15 protein-coding genes are annotated in these 15342 nt (G+C 74.0%); 8 read left to right on the forward strand and 7 right to left on the reverse strand.

Annotated features, from left to right (window positions below):
* Nucleotides 1-20: 20 nt before the first annotated feature.
* The 6 genes from C3486_RS15500 (at nt 21) to C3486_RS15525 (ending at nt 6010) form a co-directional block, all read left to right on the forward strand.
* Nucleotides 21-890: an alpha/beta fold hydrolase gene (locus tag C3486_RS15500; protein WP_103833284.1), complete on the forward strand. Its 870-nt coding sequence runs from the start codon at nt 21-23 to the stop codon at nt 888-890.
* A gap of 131 nt (nt 891-1021) precedes the next feature.
* Nucleotides 1022-1513, forward strand: coding sequence for a helix-turn-helix domain-containing protein (locus tag C3486_RS15505; RefSeq protein ID WP_103833285.1), 492 nt, complete (start codon nt 1022-1024; stop codon nt 1511-1513).
* Entirely contained in the window at nt 1500-2159 is a 660-nt protein-coding gene (locus tag C3486_RS15510) for a hypothetical protein (RefSeq protein WP_103833286.1), read from the forward strand. Before C3486_RS15505 ends, C3486_RS15510 begins: the two co-directional genes overlap by 14 nt.
* Nucleotides 2152-3366, forward strand: a complete 1215-nt coding sequence (locus C3486_RS15515; RefSeq protein ID WP_103833287.1) for an MAB_1171c family putative transporter — start codon at nt 2152-2154, stop codon at nt 3364-3366. Before C3486_RS15510 ends, C3486_RS15515 begins: the two co-directional genes overlap by 8 nt.
* A gap of 244 nt (nt 3367-3610) precedes the next feature.
* Entirely contained in the window at nt 3611-4840 is a 1230-nt protein-coding gene (locus C3486_RS15520) for a cytochrome P450 (RefSeq protein ID WP_103833288.1), read from the forward strand.
* Nucleotides 4841-5041: 201 nt separating this feature from the next.
* The gene (locus tag C3486_RS15525) at nt 5042-6010 is read left to right on the forward strand and encodes a D-alanyl-D-alanine carboxypeptidase family protein (protein WP_103833289.1); all 969 of its coding nucleotides are present in this window, start codon (nt 5042-5044) and stop codon (nt 6008-6010) included.
* Nucleotides 6011-6076: 66 nt separating this feature from the next.
* Here the strand turns inward: C3486_RS15525 and C3486_RS15530 are convergent, their stop codons facing one another.
* The 6 genes from C3486_RS15530 to C3486_RS15555 form a co-directional block, all read right to left on the reverse strand.
* Entirely contained in the window at nt 6077-6583 is a 507-nt protein-coding gene (locus tag C3486_RS15530; RefSeq protein ID WP_103833312.1) for a DUF309 domain-containing protein, read from the reverse strand.
* Between the two features lie 155 nt (nt 6584-6738).
* Nucleotides 6739-7074 carry a DUF427 domain-containing protein gene (locus C3486_RS15535; protein ID WP_103833290.1) on the reverse strand — a complete coding sequence of 112 codons (336 nt, stop codon included), beginning with the start codon at nt 7072-7074 and terminating at the stop codon, nt 6739-6741.
* 89 nt (nt 7075-7163) lie between these two features.
* Nucleotides 7164-7643: a thioesterase family protein gene (locus C3486_RS15540; RefSeq protein ID WP_103833291.1), complete on the reverse strand. Its 480-nt coding sequence runs from the start codon at nt 7641-7643 to the stop codon at nt 7164-7166.
* Entirely contained in the window at nt 7640-8608 is a 969-nt protein-coding gene (locus C3486_RS15545; protein WP_103833292.1) for a 3-hydroxyacyl-CoA dehydrogenase NAD-binding domain-containing protein, read from the reverse strand. Before C3486_RS15545 ends, C3486_RS15540 begins: the two co-directional genes overlap by 4 nt.
* A gap of 117 nt (nt 8609-8725) precedes the next feature.
* The gene (locus C3486_RS15550; RefSeq protein WP_103833293.1) at nt 8726-9613 is read right to left on the reverse strand and encodes a 3-keto-5-aminohexanoate cleavage protein; all 888 of its coding nucleotides are present in this window, start codon (nt 9611-9613) and stop codon (nt 8726-8728) included.
* 140 nt (nt 9614-9753) lie between these two features.
* Entirely contained in the window at nt 9754-10620 is an 867-nt protein-coding gene (locus C3486_RS15555) for a TetR/AcrR family transcriptional regulator (RefSeq protein ID WP_103833294.1), read from the reverse strand.
* A gap of 196 nt (nt 10621-10816) precedes the next feature.
* On the opposite strand from C3486_RS15555, the gene C3486_RS15560 reads away from it, so the two are divergent.
* Both C3486_RS15560 and C3486_RS15565 read left to right on the forward strand, forming a co-directional pair.
* Nucleotides 10817-12892, forward strand: a complete 2076-nt coding sequence (locus C3486_RS15560) for a SpoIIE family protein phosphatase (RefSeq protein ID WP_103833295.1) — start codon at nt 10817-10819, stop codon at nt 12890-12892.
* A 118-nt stretch (nt 12893-13010) separates the two neighbouring features.
* On the forward strand, nt 13011-14285 hold the full coding sequence (locus C3486_RS15565; RefSeq protein WP_258052800.1) for an MFS transporter: 1275 nt from the start codon (nt 13011-13013) through the stop codon (nt 14283-14285).
* A gap of 36 nt (nt 14286-14321) precedes the next feature.
* Here the strand turns inward: C3486_RS15565 and C3486_RS15570 are convergent, their stop codons facing one another.
* Nucleotides 14322-15065 (reverse strand): L,D-transpeptidase, encoded by a 744-nt coding sequence (locus C3486_RS15570; RefSeq protein WP_103833297.1) that lies wholly within the window; start codon nt 15063-15065, stop codon nt 14322-14324.
* Nucleotides 15066-15342 lie beyond the last annotated feature (277 nt).

A 15342-nucleotide genomic window follows, 5' to 3' on the forward strand; every position in this document is an offset into this window, starting at 1 on the left:
CCCACGAGAGAGGTACCGCCGTGCCCGCCGCGCCCGCCCCCGAGTCCTTCGTCCGCCTGCGCGGCCGCCGCTTCGCCTACCGGGACTTCGGCGGCCCCGGACCCGTCCTGCTCGCGCTGCACGGCCACTTCGGCCGCGGCCGGATCTTCGCGCCGCTCGCCGCCGCGCTGGCCGGCCGGTACCGGGTCGTCGCCCTGGACCAGCGCGGCCACGGACTCTCGGACAACGGCGGTGAGTTCACCCCCGAGGCGTACGTCGAGGACGCCGCGGCCTTCCTGCGGGCCCTGGACGCCGGCCCCGCGGCCGTGCTCGGCCACTCCATGGGCGGCGCCGTCGCCCATTTGCTGGCCGAGCGCCACCCCCGGCTCGTCGCCGCGCTCGTCGTGGCGGACATGACCGTACGCAACCAGGCACCCGAGACGCACCCCGTGCTGGACGTGACGGACTGGCCGCGCCGCGCCGCCTCCCGCGCGGCCCTGCGCGCCGCCATCGAGGCGCGGGGCATCCCGGACGCCGGGTACTTCATGGAGAGCGCAGCGGAGTTCGAGGACGGCTGGGGGCTGCTCTTCGACACCGCCGACATGATGGCCTCGCAGCGCGCCTTCACCGGGGACCTCTCCGCCTCGTGGACGGCCTCCCGGCAGCCGGCCCTGCTGCTCAGGGCGGGCGAGAGCTTCCTGCTGTCCCGTGCCACGGCGGAGTGGATGGCCGGCGCCCGGCCGCACACGCGGCTCGCCGAGCTGCCGGGCTGCGGGCACTGGCTGTACGCCGACGACCCGGAAGGCTTCGCGCGGGCCGTCGGCGGCTTCCTCGACACCGTCCGTATCGGAGAACCTTCTCAACCAGGAGTTGATCCCTGGCCGGAACCGGACAGTGGTCACCGTCCGTAGGTGGACTGGTGCGTCTCGTTCCGCTCGTGAAAGGATGGGCGCAGCGGAGCGCACGCGACTCAACTGACCGTTGGGCGCGTGCGGCGTTCGTCCGCTGCCGTGACCAAGGCAGACAGGGATGGGGCACCGACATGGCGCAGGGAGGCAGCAGCACGCCGAAGGGCGGGGACAGCCCGCTCGCCGAGCGGCTGAACCACCTCTTCGCGCACATGCACCCGCCCGGCGCGCCCTACACCAACGCCTACGTGGCCGAGGAGATCAGCACGGGCGCCGAGTACGGCGACGTGACGCTCTCCGAGCAGTACCTCTCCATGCTCCGCAAGGGCAGGCGCACCAACCCCAGCCACGAAGTGCTGCGCGCGCTCGCCAAGTTCTTCGCGGTGCCGGTCGGCTACCTGGTCGGGGACCTCTCCCAGCCGCAGGCGGACCGGGTGGAGGAGGAGCTGCGCTTCCTCGCGGCCATGCGGGACCAGCGGGTGCGGACCATCGCGCTGCGCTCGGTCGGCCTGCCGCCCGAGGTGCAGGACAGCCTGACGACGATCATCTCCCAGTTCCGGCAGCAGATGGACCTGCCGCCGGACCCGTCGGCGGCCGGCGGTGAGGAACCGCATGCCGGCGACTGACGAGCAGCTCTTCGCCGCCTGGCGGCGGACGGGATTCGAGGACGGTACGGCCATGCGGGTACGGCGCATACGCCGGAGGTGCAAGCAGCTCGTCCAGGAGCTGGCGCTGCCCGCCACCACCGATCTGCCCGGCCTGTGCGAGGTCGTGGCGCGGCGCGTGGGGCGCCCGGTGCGCATCGCGCCGATGAGCCTGGGCGGCGTGGTCTCCGGCATGACGGCGGGCACCGACGACGGCTGGTGGGTGTTCTACGAGCGGCACACCTCGCCCTGGCACCAGACCCACATCGTGCTCCACGAGATCGGCCACCTCCTCCTCGGCCACGAGCAGGACCCCACGGTCACCGAGAACGCGCTCAAGGTCTGGACGCCCTCCGTGGACGTCGCGACGGCGGCGCGGCGCATGGGGCTGACAGCCCGCTTCGCGCGCCACCACTGCTACGACGACGCCACCGAGCGCGAGACCGAGGTGCTGGGCACGCTCCTCATGGCGCACCTGGTGCCCGCCACCGCCAAGGACGACCCGCCGCTCAGCGGCGACGCGGCCGAGATCGCCGCCGCGCTGGGCCCGGCACTCAAGCACATCCGCCGCGAGCTGGACGGCACCCGCGGGGCCGGCCCCGACGACGGGGAGGCGCCGCGTGTTTGACGTGGTCTACCTCTGCTTCGCGGCCGTCGCCTGGGCGCTCGCCGGCTACAAGTTCCGTGCCTGGCTGCGCGACCGCGGCAATGCCGACCTGGGCCTGACCTGCCTGATGACGGCGGGCGTCGCCACGGTGTTCCTGTTCTCGGCGCCGAGCCTGTACCGCGCCTTCGACCGGCTCACCGGCGTCGCCAACCTCGCCATGGTCTTCCTGTACTCCTCCGTCGTGGTCTTCGCGGCCGGCGCCCTGGTGCTGCTGCTCCGCTGGACCGGCGGCGAGGACCCGGCGGGCCGCCGCCGGGCCCGGTCCCGTACACGCACGGTCCTCGGGCTGGTCATGGTGGCGTGGGCGGTGGCCGTCACCGGCTTCGCCGTCGGCCGCCCGGACACCGTGGAGCACCCGCGCGACTTCAGCACCGCGTACACCGAAGCGCCCGGCGTCATGGTCTTCCTGATGCTGTACCTGGCGATCTTCGGCGCCAGCCTGGCCGGGCTCGGCACGCTCTGCCCGCGCTACGCCGCCAAGGTCGGCCCGTCCTGGCTGGCCCGCGGCCTGCGCGTGCTGGCCGCCGGCTGCTGGCTGGGCCTGCTGTACTGCGCCTGCAAGCTCATCGGCTTCGCGCTCTCCTGGGCCGGCAGCCCGGCGCCCTGGCTCTCCAACGGCGTGGCCCCGCTGAGCGCTTCGGTCGCCGCGATCCTCGTCCTCGCCGGGTTCGCGCTGCCCGCCGCCGGGCCCCGCGCCTCCGCCTGGCGCCGGCTGCGCCGCCTCTCGCCCCTGTGGCGCGAGGTCACCGCGCAGGCCCCGGAGGTGACGATGGAGGGCACCCGGGCGGGCCGCTGGCCCTTCGCCGACCTGGAGTGGCGGGCCAACCGGCAGATGGCGGAGATCCGCGACGTGCAGCGCGGCATCCGCCGCCACGTCGAGGCCGACGTCGTCGACTTCGCCTCCGAGCGGGCCCGGTCGGTGGGCATCGACGGCTCCCAACTGGCCGCCGTGGCCGAGGCGGTGGCGCTGCGCCGGGGGCTGGACAACCGGCGCGCCGGACGGTGCCCGGAGCCGTACGCCGAATCCGCCGTCGTCACCACCGACATGGCGCCGGCGGCGGAGTACGAACACCTGGCGCTGGTCGCGGACGTCTACCGGTCGTCCCTGGCCGAGACCGTCCTCGCCGAACTGCGGCAACGCAGCACGGTCGAGGAGCGCGGGGCCTAGCGGTCCGGCGGCACACAGACGAGGTGGCTCGGTACGGGGGTCCGAACCGCCTACGGCACAGGGCGGCACCGGGGTACGGCACCCCGGAGCCGCCCTGTTTCCTGTTCCGGGCCCGGTACGTCCGTTCCGGAGCCGGAGCCGGAGCCGGAGCCGGAGCCGGGGCCGTAGCCATAGCCGGTGCCGCCCGGAGCCCGTCCTGCCCCGGATACGGGCGGCGGCCCGGCACCTCATAAGGTCGGGAGCCATGCAGAAGACCCCCACGCCCGACCGTCCGGAACCCCTCGACCCGGCGCAGCTGCTGGACGACCCGTACGCCGCGTACGAGGAGCTGCGCGAGGCCGGTCCCGTGCACCGGATCACCGGCCCCGACGGGCAGCCCGCCTGGCTCGTCACCCGTTACGCCGACGTCCGCGCCGCGCTGGCCGACCCCCGGCTCTCGCTCGACAAGCGGAACGGCGCGGCCGGCTACCGGGGGTTCTCCCTGCCGCCGGCGCTGGACGCCAACCTGCTGAACATGGACCCGCCGGACCACACCCGCATCCGCCGCCTGGTCGTCAAGGCGTTCACGCCCGGCCGCGTCGAGAAGCTGCGCGCCCCGGTGGCGAAGGTCGCGCACGACCTGCTGGACGCCGTCGCGGACCGGGGCTCGGCCGACCTGATCGCCGACTACGCCGGCCCGCTGCCGATCATCGTCATCTGCGACCTGCTGGGCGTCCCGGAGGGCGACCGGCGGGACTTCCGCGCCTGGACCGACCAGCTCATCACGCCCGACCCGAACCGGCCCGGCGCGATGAAGGAGGCGATCGGCGCCATGCTGGCCTTCTTCACCGGACTGATCGCCACCAAGCGCGCCGAGCCGGGCGACGACCTGCTCTCCGACCTGATCGCCGTGCGCGACGAGCCGGACGACGGGACCGGGGCCGTGGCGGGGGACCGGCTCAGCGAGGACGAACTGACCTCGCTCGCCTTCCTGATCCTCTTCGCGGGGTACGAGAACACCGTCCACCTCATCGGCAACGCCGTCCTCGCGCTGCTGGACCACCCGGACGTACTGGCCGGGTTGCGTGCCGAGCCGGCCGGACTGCCCGCCGCCGTGGAGGAGTTCGCGCGGTACGACGGGCCCGCGCCGCTGGCGATCCGCCGCTTTCCGGTGGCGGACGTGGAGATCGGCGGCGTGACGGTGCCGGCCGGGGAGAGCGTGCTGCTCTCGCTCGCGTCGGCCAACCGTGACCCGGAGCGGTTCCCCGAGCCCGCGAAGCTCGATCCGCACCGCGATGTTTTCGGCCATCTCGCGCTGGGTCACGGCATCCACTACTGCCTCGGCGCACCGCTCGCCCGGATGGAGGCGCAGACCGCCCTCGGCGCCTTGATTCAGCGGTTTCCCGGGCTTCGGCTGGCCGTGCCGCGGACCGAGCTGCGGTGGCGCCGGTCCATCCGTGCGCGTGGCTTGATGTCGCTCCCGGTCGCCTGGTAACAGCGACTCGAACAGGCTTTTCCTGCATAACCGTTCCGGCATGCGGTAGAAAGGTTCTGAGCCCGCCCGGTGTGCATCCCCCGTCGCACCGGGCGGGCCTTCCTCGGCGCCGGAAGCCGCCCCGCGCCGCCCGGCGCGCCCCGTGAGCCGTCTGGCGCAACAGATACTGCGCGTGACCCCGTGCCTCCCTAGCGTGGTTCCATGGGAACCGACGCTGCTTCGACCAGGACCACGGGCACCCTGACGGCCATAGCCGTGGCGGGGGCCCTCACCGCACTGCCCGTCCCCGCGCACGCCGCACCGGCGGCCCAGGGCAGGGCACTGACCGGACCTTCCGTGACCCGTACGGCGGCCTGGCCCGGACCGAACTTCCCGGGATTCCTCTCCGCCCGGCCCGCCGCTGCGCCGCCCGCCGGCCTCACCGCCAAGGCGTGGACCGTCACCGACGCCACCACGGGCCGGGTACTGGCCTCGAAACAGCCGCACCGCCAACTGGCGCCCGCCAGCACCCTGAAGACCCTCTTCGCGCTCACCGTCCTGCCCAAGTTCCCCGCCGACATGGTGCGCACGGTCACCGCGGCCGACCTCAAGGGCGTGGGCGACGGCAGCAGCCTCGTCGGCATCAAGAAGGGCAAGCGCTACAAGGTCGCCGACCTCTGGCGCGGCGTCTTCCTGCGCTCGGGCAACGACGCGGTGCACGTCCTCGCCAACATGAACGGCGGCTGGCAGGCCACCGCCAAGGAGATGCAGGCCAAGGCGCGCGCGCTCGGCGCACAGGACACGACCGTGAAGACGCCGGACGGCTACGACGCGGCGGGGCAGGTCTCCTCGGCGAGCGACCTCACCCTCTTCGCGCGCAAGGGCCTGAAGAACGCCGACTTCGCGCGGTACTGCGGCACCGTACGGGCCGAGTTCCCCGGCGGCGCCAAGGGCTCGCACACCATCGTGAACACCAACCGGATGCTGTCCGGCACGAACGGGGTGCCGCGCTACCCCGGCGTCCTCGGCGTGAAGAACGGCTACACCAGCAAGGCAGGCAACACCCTGATCGCCGCGGCGAAACGGGACGGGCACACCCTCGTGGCCACCGTCCTCGCGCCCGACAACAAGAAGAACGCCGTCTACAAGGAGGCCGCCTCGCTCCTGGACTGGGGCTTCAAGGCGTCCTGACGGGCCCGCCGGGCAGCACCGGGCCGGGGAGCCGTGCGGCGGCTCCCCGGCCCGTCGGCGCCCGGCTCAGCGTCCGGAAGCGGCGCGCAGCCGGGGCGCGTGGGCCGCCGCCGGCACCGGACCGCGCAGCGAGGCCGCCAGCTCACCGGCCCACCGGGCCAGCCCGGTGACGTCGATGCCGTACGGCGGCGCGTCCGCGTACGGACCGATGGCGGCGGCGCCCCGGGTCAGCAGCGCGGTGCCGCCGGTGACGTTGCCGCGCGCCGCGTGGGTGAGGCCGACCGCCAGCTGCGCGAGGCCGCGCCACAGCTCGCGCTCCTCCTCGGGACCCGATTTCCAGGCGTCCTCCAGCACCTCGTGCGCGTGGAAGGGCATCCCCTCGTCCAGCAGCCGCTGCGCCTCCGCCAGCGACTCCTCGGGCGCCCGCACGACGCCCTCCGGCTGCCGCGCGACGCCGGGGGAGCCGTACGGCAGGGGGCGGCCCAGACCGTCCCGCGGCCGGGCGTTGCGCGCCCGGCCCTCGGTGTCCCGGTCCCGGCGCCGGGGCGCCTCGGCGGACGCGCCACGGGGCACCGCCGTGCCCCCGGCGTTCCCCGCCGCGTCCCGCGCCTGTTCCGCCGCGCAGTGCGGGCAGGCGGCGGCCGGGTCCTCGCGGATCCGGCCGCACTCCTCACAGACCCGGTCCAGCCAGCAGGCCGGGTCGCCGCCCTCTTCGTGGTCCCGCGTGCTCATCGGCCGTCGACGACCTCGGTCTCGTAGAAGCAGAAGTGGTCCTTGATCTCCGCCACGCCCTCCTTGGGCTCCCGGTACGCCCACACGGCGTCCGCGGGCCCGTCCGGCAGCGACCAGTAGGACGCGTCGCCCTTGAAGGGGCAGTGGGTCCGGGTCCCGGAGGGGACGAGGAGGTCGGTGCGGACGTCCTCCGGCGGCAGGTAGTACCGCGCCGGGTACCCGGTCTCGCGGAGCACGAGCGGCCGGGTGCTGTCGGCGAGCACCTGCCCGCCGTGCACCACGCGCACGTGGTCCGTGCTCCGCTCGACGGTGATGCGGTGGCCAGTGGTCATGAGTGGTCCTCCCGGACGAGGAACGGTCCCTCCCAGGATGTCACCCACGGGCGGTGCGGGTCCGGAGGCCCTCCGGACCCGCACCGCCGTCAGACCTCCCGGATGCCCCGGCCCGCCCAGTCCGGTGCGGGGGCGGTCAGGGCCGTGAGGCGGTCGCGGACCGGTCCGGGCAGCGGTGCCGAGCGGCCGGTGGCCCGGTCGACGTGGAGGGCGAAGAGCTCCTCCGTGGCGACGGGGTCGCCGGCCGGCTCGCCGGTCCCGGCGTCGACGTACATCTCGTGCAGGAAGCGGACCTTCTTGGCGTCCGCGCCCAGCACCGTCGTGCGCACGATCAGCCCGGCGCCGCGGTCGACCTCACGGAGGTACCGGACGTGCGCCTCGACCGTGTAGAGCGAGCAGCCGCTCGCCTCGCGGTACTCCGGGCCCAGCCCGGTCTCCGCCATCAGCGCGTCCGTGGCGTACCCGAAGACGAGGACGTAGTACGCCTCGCTCAGGTGGCCGTTGTAGTCGATCCACTCGTCCTTGACGGCCTGCCGGAAGAGCGGCAACGCCCCGGCGGGGGCGGTCACTTGGCGCCGCCCAGCCGGCCGGTGGCGCGCAGTACGTTGATGACGCCCTGGTCGCGCTCGGCCACCAGGTCCGCGTACGTGCGCTCGCCCGCCTCCGCCTCGCAGCCCTCGACCATCGCGTCCCGCAGCTCGCGGGTCAGCTCGGGGGCCTCCAGGCGGGTCCACGGGGACTTCAGGGACGGGCCGAAGTGGTCGAGCATGTGGCCCATGCCGCCCTCGCCGCCGGCCAGCGCGAACGTCAGCAGCGGGCCCATGAACGCCCAGCGCAGGCCCGGCCCTTCGGTGATCGAGTCGTCGATGTCCTGGACGCTCGCCTCGCCGTTGGCGACCATGTGCAGCGCCTCGCGCCACAGGGCCTCCTGGAGGCGGTTGGCGATGAAGCCGGGCAGCTCGCGGTCCATGGTGATCACGGACTTGCCGGCTACGTCGTAGAAGCGGGAGGCCCACTCCACGGCCGCGCGATCGGTCTTCTCACCGCCGACGACCTCGACGAGCGGGATCAGGTACGGCGGGTTGAAGGGGTGGCCGACGACGAGGCGGCCGTTGTCGGCGGCGTCGGAGTGCATGTCCGACATCGGGTAGCCGGAGGTGGAGGAGGCGATGATCACGCCGTCGCGGGTGGCGGCGGTCAGCTCGGCCAGCAGCGAGCGCTTCAGCTCCAGCTTCTCCGGGGCGCTCTCCTGCACGAAGTCGGCGTCGGCGACGGCTTCGGCGAGGGTGGACGCGACGGTGAGGCGGTCCTGCGAGGCGCCTTCGGCGAGGCCCATCTGCTCGAGGGCCGGCCAGGCGGCGGAGACCAGGCGGCGCAGCTTCTCCTCGGCGTCGTCGGCCGGGTCCCAGGCGGTCACGTCGTAACCGCGGGCGAGGAAGTGCGCGACCCAGCCGCCGCCGATGACGCCGGCGCCGATGCAAGCTATGCGGCGCACATTTTCCGGGGTGACGGGGGGTGCGGGGGTGGAGGCCATGCTGTACGGCTCCTGTGGTCGGGGGTGCGGGAGTTGGGGCCGGCTGCCCGCCGGTGGGGGTTCCGTTGTGCCCACCCGTTCCGCCCTGCGGAACGATTGCCCACAACGGGGAGCGAGTCAGGCGCGGGGCTTGAGGCCCAGGCGGGTGCGGGCCTGGTCGGGGGTGGCGACCTTGGCGCCGAGGGACTCGGTGATGGTCACGGCACGCTCGACGAGCTGGCCGTTGGTGGCCTTCACGCCCTTGGAGAGGTACAGGTTGTCCTCCAGGCCGACGCGCACGTTGCCGCCGAGCAGGATGGACTGGGCGACCCACGGCATCTGCATGCGGCCGAGCGCGAAGCTGGCCCACTGCGCGTTCGCCGGCAGCATGTTGACCATCGCCTGCAGGACGCCGGGGTCGGCCGGGGCGCCCCACGGGATGTCCATGCACAGCTGGAAGATGGTCGGGTCGTCCAGCAGCCCCTCGGCGAGCAGCTGCTTGGCGAACCACAGCTGGCCGGTGTCGAAGATCTCCAGCTCGGGGCGGACGCCCAGCTCCTGGATGCGCTTGGCGCCCTTGCGGAGCATCTCCGGGGTGGAGATGTAGAGGTTGTCGCCGAAGTTCAGCGAACCGCAGTCCAGGGTGCAGATGTCGGGCAGCAGGTCCTCGACGTGCGGCAGCCGGTCCAGCCCGCCGACCAGGTCGGTGCCCGGCTGCGCGCCCTTCTCCAGCGGCTGGTCGGGGTCGAGCACCAGGTCACCGCCCATGCCGGCGGTCAGGTTGATGACGACGTCGGTGCCGGTCTCCTTGATGCGCTCGACGACCTCGGCGTACAGCTTCGGGTCGCGCGAGGGGTCGCCGGTCTCGGGGTCGCGGACGTGGATGTGCACCACGGCGGCGCCCGCGTTCGCCGCCTCCACGGCGGACTTGGCGATCTGCTCCGGCGTCACCGGGACGTGCGGGGAGCGGCGCACGGTGTCGCCCGCGCCGGTCAGCGCACAGGTGATGATGACCTCGTCGTTCATGACGGGATTCCCTTCTGCGGGTGGGTGGGTGACGAACCGTCAGGTGCGACGGCGGGGAAGGGAGGGGGTGCGCGGGCAGGCGTCGGCCACGCCTGCCCGCGCACGATCGGGGGGGCGGACTGCTCGTCCGGGGGAGCGCCTTACGGGGCGGTCAGTTCGCTGTCCACGAAGGCGATCAGTGCGGCGTGCATGCTGTCGGGGGTGGTGCTGCCGGGGGCCGTGGCCAGTACCTGGGTGGCCAGCCCGTCGATCAGGGCGGTCAGCCGCAGCGCGGCGAACTCCACGTCGACCGGGCGGAAGACGCCCTGCTCGACACCGCGCCGCAGCACGTCGGCGACGGTGGTCCGCCACTGCCGGTAGTAGTGGTCGTGCAGTCGCCCGACCTCGGTGGAGCGGGCCGCCTGGGCCCACATGTCCAGCCAGACCAGCCACTGCCGGCGCTGCTGCTCCGTGCGCGGCGTCTGCAGCGCAATGAGGTGCAGCAGCTCCTCGCGGGCGTCGGCGGCGCCGGCCAGGCCCTGCGCACGGCGCTCGGTGTCCTCGTCCATGCACCAGCGGACGGCGGCCTCCAGGAGGTCGTCCCGGCCGGGGAAGTGGTAGTGGATCGCGGCCGTGCTGGTCCCGCAGGCGGCGGCGATGTCGGCGACGCGTACGGCGTGGAAGCCGTGCTCGGCGATCAGCCGCACCGTCTCGCGGACGATCTGCAGCGGCCGGCCGCCCTCGGGGAGCGCGGCGGGGCCCGTCGTGTCGCCCGGCGGTGCGGGCGTCCCGGCGCGGGAGCCCAGCAGCCAGCCCGCGTCCACGCCGCCGATCTCGGCGATGCGCACGATCTCGGCGACGGTGAAGCGGCGGGTCCCGCCGAGGGACCGGGAGAGCTTCGAGGGGTCCATCACGATGCGCCGGGCGAACTCACGGCGGCTGCAGCCGATGCCGTCGATCACCTTCTTGACGCGGTCCGTGAGGTCGCCGTTCTCGTCGGCGAGCCGGGTGCCGGGGTCTTCCTGCATGGCACGGGACCGTAGCAGCGTGATGAGATCACCGCAACGCCCTGGACCGCGGCCGATGCGAAAACCCCTTGTTCTTGCCCGTGAAAAGGGTCGGTGATGAGGGCTGACTGATGAGAAAGTCAGAATCCTTGTCCGGGTGGCCCCGGCCCGGAGCGCGGACGCCCCGTAAAAGGTGGAAATGTGGCAAAGTGACGACATGGCCGAACGGGGCTCGCAGCCCCCTGCCGTGGCGCTGCCGGAGGCGTGGCCCGCCCCGCCGGACCTGATCCTGGCGCTCAACGGAATGGGGGGCTTCGACTGGGACCTGGAGCGCGGCCGGCTCCACATGGACGCCGCCGCGCTGCGGGTCTTCGACCTGCGCCCCGACGAGTTCGACGGCCGCCCCGCCTCGCTGTCCGTGCGGGTGCCGCCCGCCGAGGCGGCCCGGCTGGACTCCCTGGTCGCGCAGGCCATCAAGGACGGCAGCGAGTCCTACGGCGTCTACTTCCGCGTCCGGTGCCGCGACGGCACGCTGCGCTGGGCCCACACCCACGGCACCATCCGCCGGGACGACTCCGGACGGCCGTACCGCATCCTCGGCATCGTCCGGGACGCCCGCCAGGAACTGGCGCTCTCCCGCACCGCGGGCCCGGGCACCTCCGGCGACCGGCGCCGCCGCCGGCACAACTCCGTGGTCGAGCGCACCACAGCGGCGCTCGCCCACGCCAGGACCGTCGGTGACGTCATCGCCGTACTCGGCGACAGCCAGGGGCTCAGCCGGCTCGGCGCGGAGAACGTCATCCTGGGGCTGGTGGAGGCCGGCGGCCGCATTCAACTGGTCTCCGAGGGGCAGGCCGGCAGCTTCGTGCCCGAGCACCGGTTCACCCGAGTGGCGGACGAGTTCCCGATGAGCGAGGTCGTGCGCACGCTCCAGCCGCGCTTCGTCCGCTCCCGCGCGGAGTTCGCCACCCGCTACCCGCGGCTGTGGCCGCACGTCCGGCCCCTGGACATCGGCTCGGCCGCCTACCTCCCGCTGATCGCGCAGGCCCGCCCCATCGGCGTGATCGGGCTCTTCTACCGCGAGGAGAGCGAATTCAGCACGCACGAGCGCAGCATCCTCGTGGCGCTCGGCAGCAGCATCGCGCAGAGCCTGGCACGCGCGATGCTCTTCGACCAGGAGCACGACCTCGCCGAGGCGCTCCAGCAGGCCATGCTGCCGCGCCGCATCCCCGGCGTCCCCGGCGCCCAGATCGCGGTGCGCTACCGCTCCGCGCGGCTCGGCCAGGACATCGGCGGCGACTGGTACGACGTCATCCAGCTCCCCGACGACAGGGTCGCCGTCGTCATCGGCGACGTCCAGGGCCACGACACCCAGGCCGCCACCCTGATGGGCCAGTTGCGCATCGTGCTGCGCGCGTACGCCGCCGAGGGTCACGCGCCCGCCACCGTCATGGCCCGGGCCTCCGCCTTCCTGCACGAACTGGACCCGGAGCGCTTCGCCACCTGCACGTACGCGGACATCGACCTGACCACCGGCGCGCTGCAGACCGTCCGCGCCGGCCACATCGACCCGCTGGTCCGGCACGCCGAGGGCATCTGCCGCCGGGTGCCGGTGGCCGGCGGACTGCCGCTCGGGCTGTCCGCCCAGTTCGGCCGGCTGGACTACCCCGTCACCACCGTGCACCTCGCACCCGGCGAAACGCTTGTGCTCTGTACCGACGGCCTGGTCGAGCGGCCCGGCGCCGACCTGGACGACGGCATCGCCCGGCTGGCCCGGGCGGTGCGCACCGGCCCGCAGGACGTCCAGCAGCTCGCCGACCGGCTGTGCACGCTGCCACTCAGCGGCGACGGGGAGGACGACATGGCGCTGCTGCTGCTCCGCCGCAGCGGCACGCCCCCGCCGCACCATGTCGGCACGGTCCGCCGGCACATCGCCCCCGGCGACCCCGAGGCGCTGGTCGCGGCCCGGCACATGATCCGGGACGCCGTACGGTCCTGGGGTGCCCGGGAGCGCGCCGAGGAGATCGAGCTGGTGGCCGACGAGCTGATCACCAACGCGCTGCTGCACACCGACGGCGCGGCCCTGGTGACGCTCACCCTGCCCAGGACCGCCGACCGGCGGCTGCGCCTGGAGGTCGCCGACCGCTCCAGCGTGCTGCCGCGCCGCAGTGAGCCGCCCGAGGGCTGCATTTCCGGACGCGGCCTGCTGCTGGTCGACCGGATCGCGGACGTCTGGGGCGTGACTCCGCGCGGCAACGGCAAGAGCGTGTGGTGCGAGTTCCTGTGCCCGTGACGCCTGTCCGGCGGGTACGCGCAGGGTGCGCGGCACCGATGGCTGCGGTCTACAGTCGGTAAGGCGTGAAGGTGGCCCCCGGTACTGACATGCCGGGCGCCGCGTGTTTTACTGCCGCGTGCCCACTGCGACCGCCCCCACCAGTCTGCGCTCCCGCGTCTTCGCTGACCTCACCCCGCTGCGCACCTCCGTCCACTACCGCCGCCTGTGGACCGGCAACACCGTCTCCTGGGTGGGACAGCAGATGACCGCGCTCGCGGTCTCCCTCCAGGTCTACGACATCACCCACTCGACGTTCTCCGTCGGTCTCGTCGGCCTCTGCTCGCTCGTCCCGCTGGTCGTCTTCGGCCTGTACGGCGGCGCCATCGCCGACACCGTCGACCGCCGCACCCTCGGCCTGGCCAGCGCCCTCGGCGCCACCGCGATGTCCGTCGTACTGGCCGGCGCCGCACTGCTGCACATACGCCAGGTGGGGCTGCTGTACGCCGTCGTCGCCCTCCAGGCCGTCTGCTTCGCGATGAACTCGCCGGCCCGCTCGTCGATGATCCCGCGGCTGCTGCCCACCGAGCAGCTGCCGGCCGCCAACGCGCTGAACTCCCTCACCAGCAACCTCGGCCTGATGGGCGGCCCGATGCTCGGCGGCGTCATCGTCGGCTGGTGGGGCTACCAGGCCGCCTACCTCATCGACGTCGTCGCCTTCACCGCCTCGCTGTACGCGATGTGGCGGCTGCCCTCCATGCGCCCCGACCACGAGCCCGGCCCGGACGGCGCCCGGCCGAAGCGCGCCTCCGTCCTGGACGGCCTGCGCTTCCTCGCCACCCGCCCCAACCTGCGGATGACCTTCTTCGCCGACCTGGCCGCGATGGTGCTGGCCCAGCCGCGCGCGCTCTTCCCGGCCGTCGCCGCACTGTGGTTCGGCGGCGACGCCAAGACCGTCGGCCTGCTCGTCGCGGCCCCCGCCGTCGGCGCCGTACTGGGCGGCCTCTTCTCCGGCTGGCTCGGCAGCGTCCGGCGGCACGGCCTGGCCATCCTGCTCGCGGTCGCCGCCTGGGGCACGGCCGTCGCCGTCTTCGGCCTCACCCGCAACCTCTGGCTCGGCCTGGTCTTCCTCGCGGTCGCCGGCTGCGCCGACACCGTCTCGATGGTCTACCGCTCCACGATGCTGCAGGCCGCCACCCCCGACCGGATGCGCGGCCGGCTCCAGGGCGTCTTCATCGTCGTGGTCGCGGGCGGACCGCGGCTCGGCGACTTCCTCGCCGGCTCCGCAGCCGACCTCGCGGGCCCTGCCGTCGCCGTGGTCGGCGGCGGCCTGGCCTGCGTCCTCGTGGTGCTGCTGCTCGGCCTGAGCCGCCCCGCCTTCGCGCGTTACGACGCCCGCGACCCGCAGCCCTGAGCGGCGGGCGCCCGGCCGGGGCGCCCGCACCGCCGCTCAGTACCGCGTGATCGCCGTGTCCCCGGACGTCGTCCCGATCGCGATGTGCGGCCGCCGCTCCGGGTCCGCCCAGGCCAGGATGCGGGCCATCGCGTCCGCCGGCACGGACACACAGCCCGCCGTCGCGCCCTTGCCGTTGACGTGCAGGAAGATCCCGGCACCCCGGCCGCGCACCGGCTCGTCGTAGTTGAAGCCGATGACCAGCGCCCGGTCGTACTGCGTCGGGTAGTCCGCCAGCCGCTCCGACTCCTTCGCCGCGCAGTCGGAGGGCAGCGGCTCGGTCCAGCGGTTGTACGCCGCCGAGGCGTTGTCCTCGCACCACCAGGAATCGCCGTGCACCGGCCGGTAGGCGACCTTCGTACCGGGCGGCGCCGCGCTGATCCCGAAGCCGAACGGCAGGTCGTACAGGCCCGTCGGCGTGGTGTTCGTGCCCTGCTCGCGGGTGCTGCCCTCGGTGACGCCCTTGGCGCCGAACCGGGCCGGTGCCGAGCCCGCCTGCCGCCAGTGGCCGTCCCGTCGCTCCCACCAGACCAGCCGCCCGTGGGTGGCGGAGGTCTTCGGCGCCACCGCGGTGATCAGCTGACTGCCGCCGCCGGTGTCCGCCATCCGGGCGGGCAGCGGTCCGCCGGTACGGCCGGCCGCCGGGTCCCGTGAAGCCGCGGCGGCCGGTCCCGATGCGGCCGTCGCGGCCAGCGCGAGCGCGGCCGCACCGGCGGCCAGTGCCTGCAACGAAGGCTTCATGACGGCACTGTAGGGCGCCCGCGCCCCGTTCCGCGCCCCCGCAAACGGGTCATTTCCGCCCGCGGGCCCTGCCCGATCCGCCGCGCGCCCCGGCGGTAGCCGGGCCAGACTCGGGTACGGGGGCCAGGAGAACCGCCGCGGGCGGACCGCCCGCGGCACGCACCGCACCTGCGATCCAGGAGGTCTTCCGTGGAACGGCAGCCGCACGCGCACGACCCCGGCGGCCCGACACCGCCCAACCCGGGCCCGGGCCCGGTCCCGGACCCCGTGCCGGGGC

Origin of the sequence: Streptomyces sp. Ru73 (assembly GCF_002920575.1) — a bacterium.
In the GTDB taxonomy this organism is placed as follows: domain Bacteria; phylum Actinomycetota; class Actinomycetes; order Streptomycetales; family Streptomycetaceae; genus Streptomyces.

Excerpts from the sequence above, each read along its gene's own strand:
- C3486_RS15550 (WP_103833293.1), bottom strand. The coding sequence starts at position 9,613 with ATGAACGACGAGGTCATCATCACCTGTGCGCTGACCGGCGCGGGCGAC.
- C3486_RS15545 (WP_103833292.1), bottom strand. The coding sequence starts at position 8,608 with ATGGCCTCCACCCCCGCACCCCCCGTCACCCCGGAAAATGTGCGCCGC.
- C3486_RS15520 (WP_103833288.1), top strand. The coding sequence starts at position 3,611 with ATGCAGAAGACCCCCACGCCCGACCGTCCGGAACCCCTCGACCCGGCG.
- C3486_RS15555 (WP_103833294.1), bottom strand. The coding sequence starts at position 10,620 with ATGCAGGAAGACCCCGGCACCCGGCTCGCCGACGAGAACGGCGACCTC.
- C3486_RS15505 (WP_103833285.1), top strand. The coding sequence starts at position 1,022 with ATGGCGCAGGGAGGCAGCAGCACGCCGAAGGGCGGGGACAGCCCGCTC.
- C3486_RS15535 (WP_103833290.1), bottom strand. The coding sequence starts at position 7,074 with ATGACCACTGGCCACCGCATCACCGTCGAGCGGAGCACGGACCACGTG.
- C3486_RS15570 (WP_103833297.1), bottom strand. The coding sequence starts at position 15,065 with ATGAAGCCTTCGTTGCAGGCACTGGCCGCCGGTGCGGCCGCGCTCGCG.
- C3486_RS15525 (WP_103833289.1), top strand. The coding sequence starts at position 5,042 with ATGGGAACCGACGCTGCTTCGACCAGGACCACGGGCACCCTGACGGCC.
- C3486_RS15510 (WP_103833286.1), top strand. The coding sequence starts at position 1,500 with ATGCCGGCGACTGACGAGCAGCTCTTCGCCGCCTGGCGGCGGACGGGA.
- C3486_RS15560 (WP_103833295.1), top strand. The coding sequence starts at position 10,817 with ATGGCCGAACGGGGCTCGCAGCCCCCTGCCGTGGCGCTGCCGGAGGCG.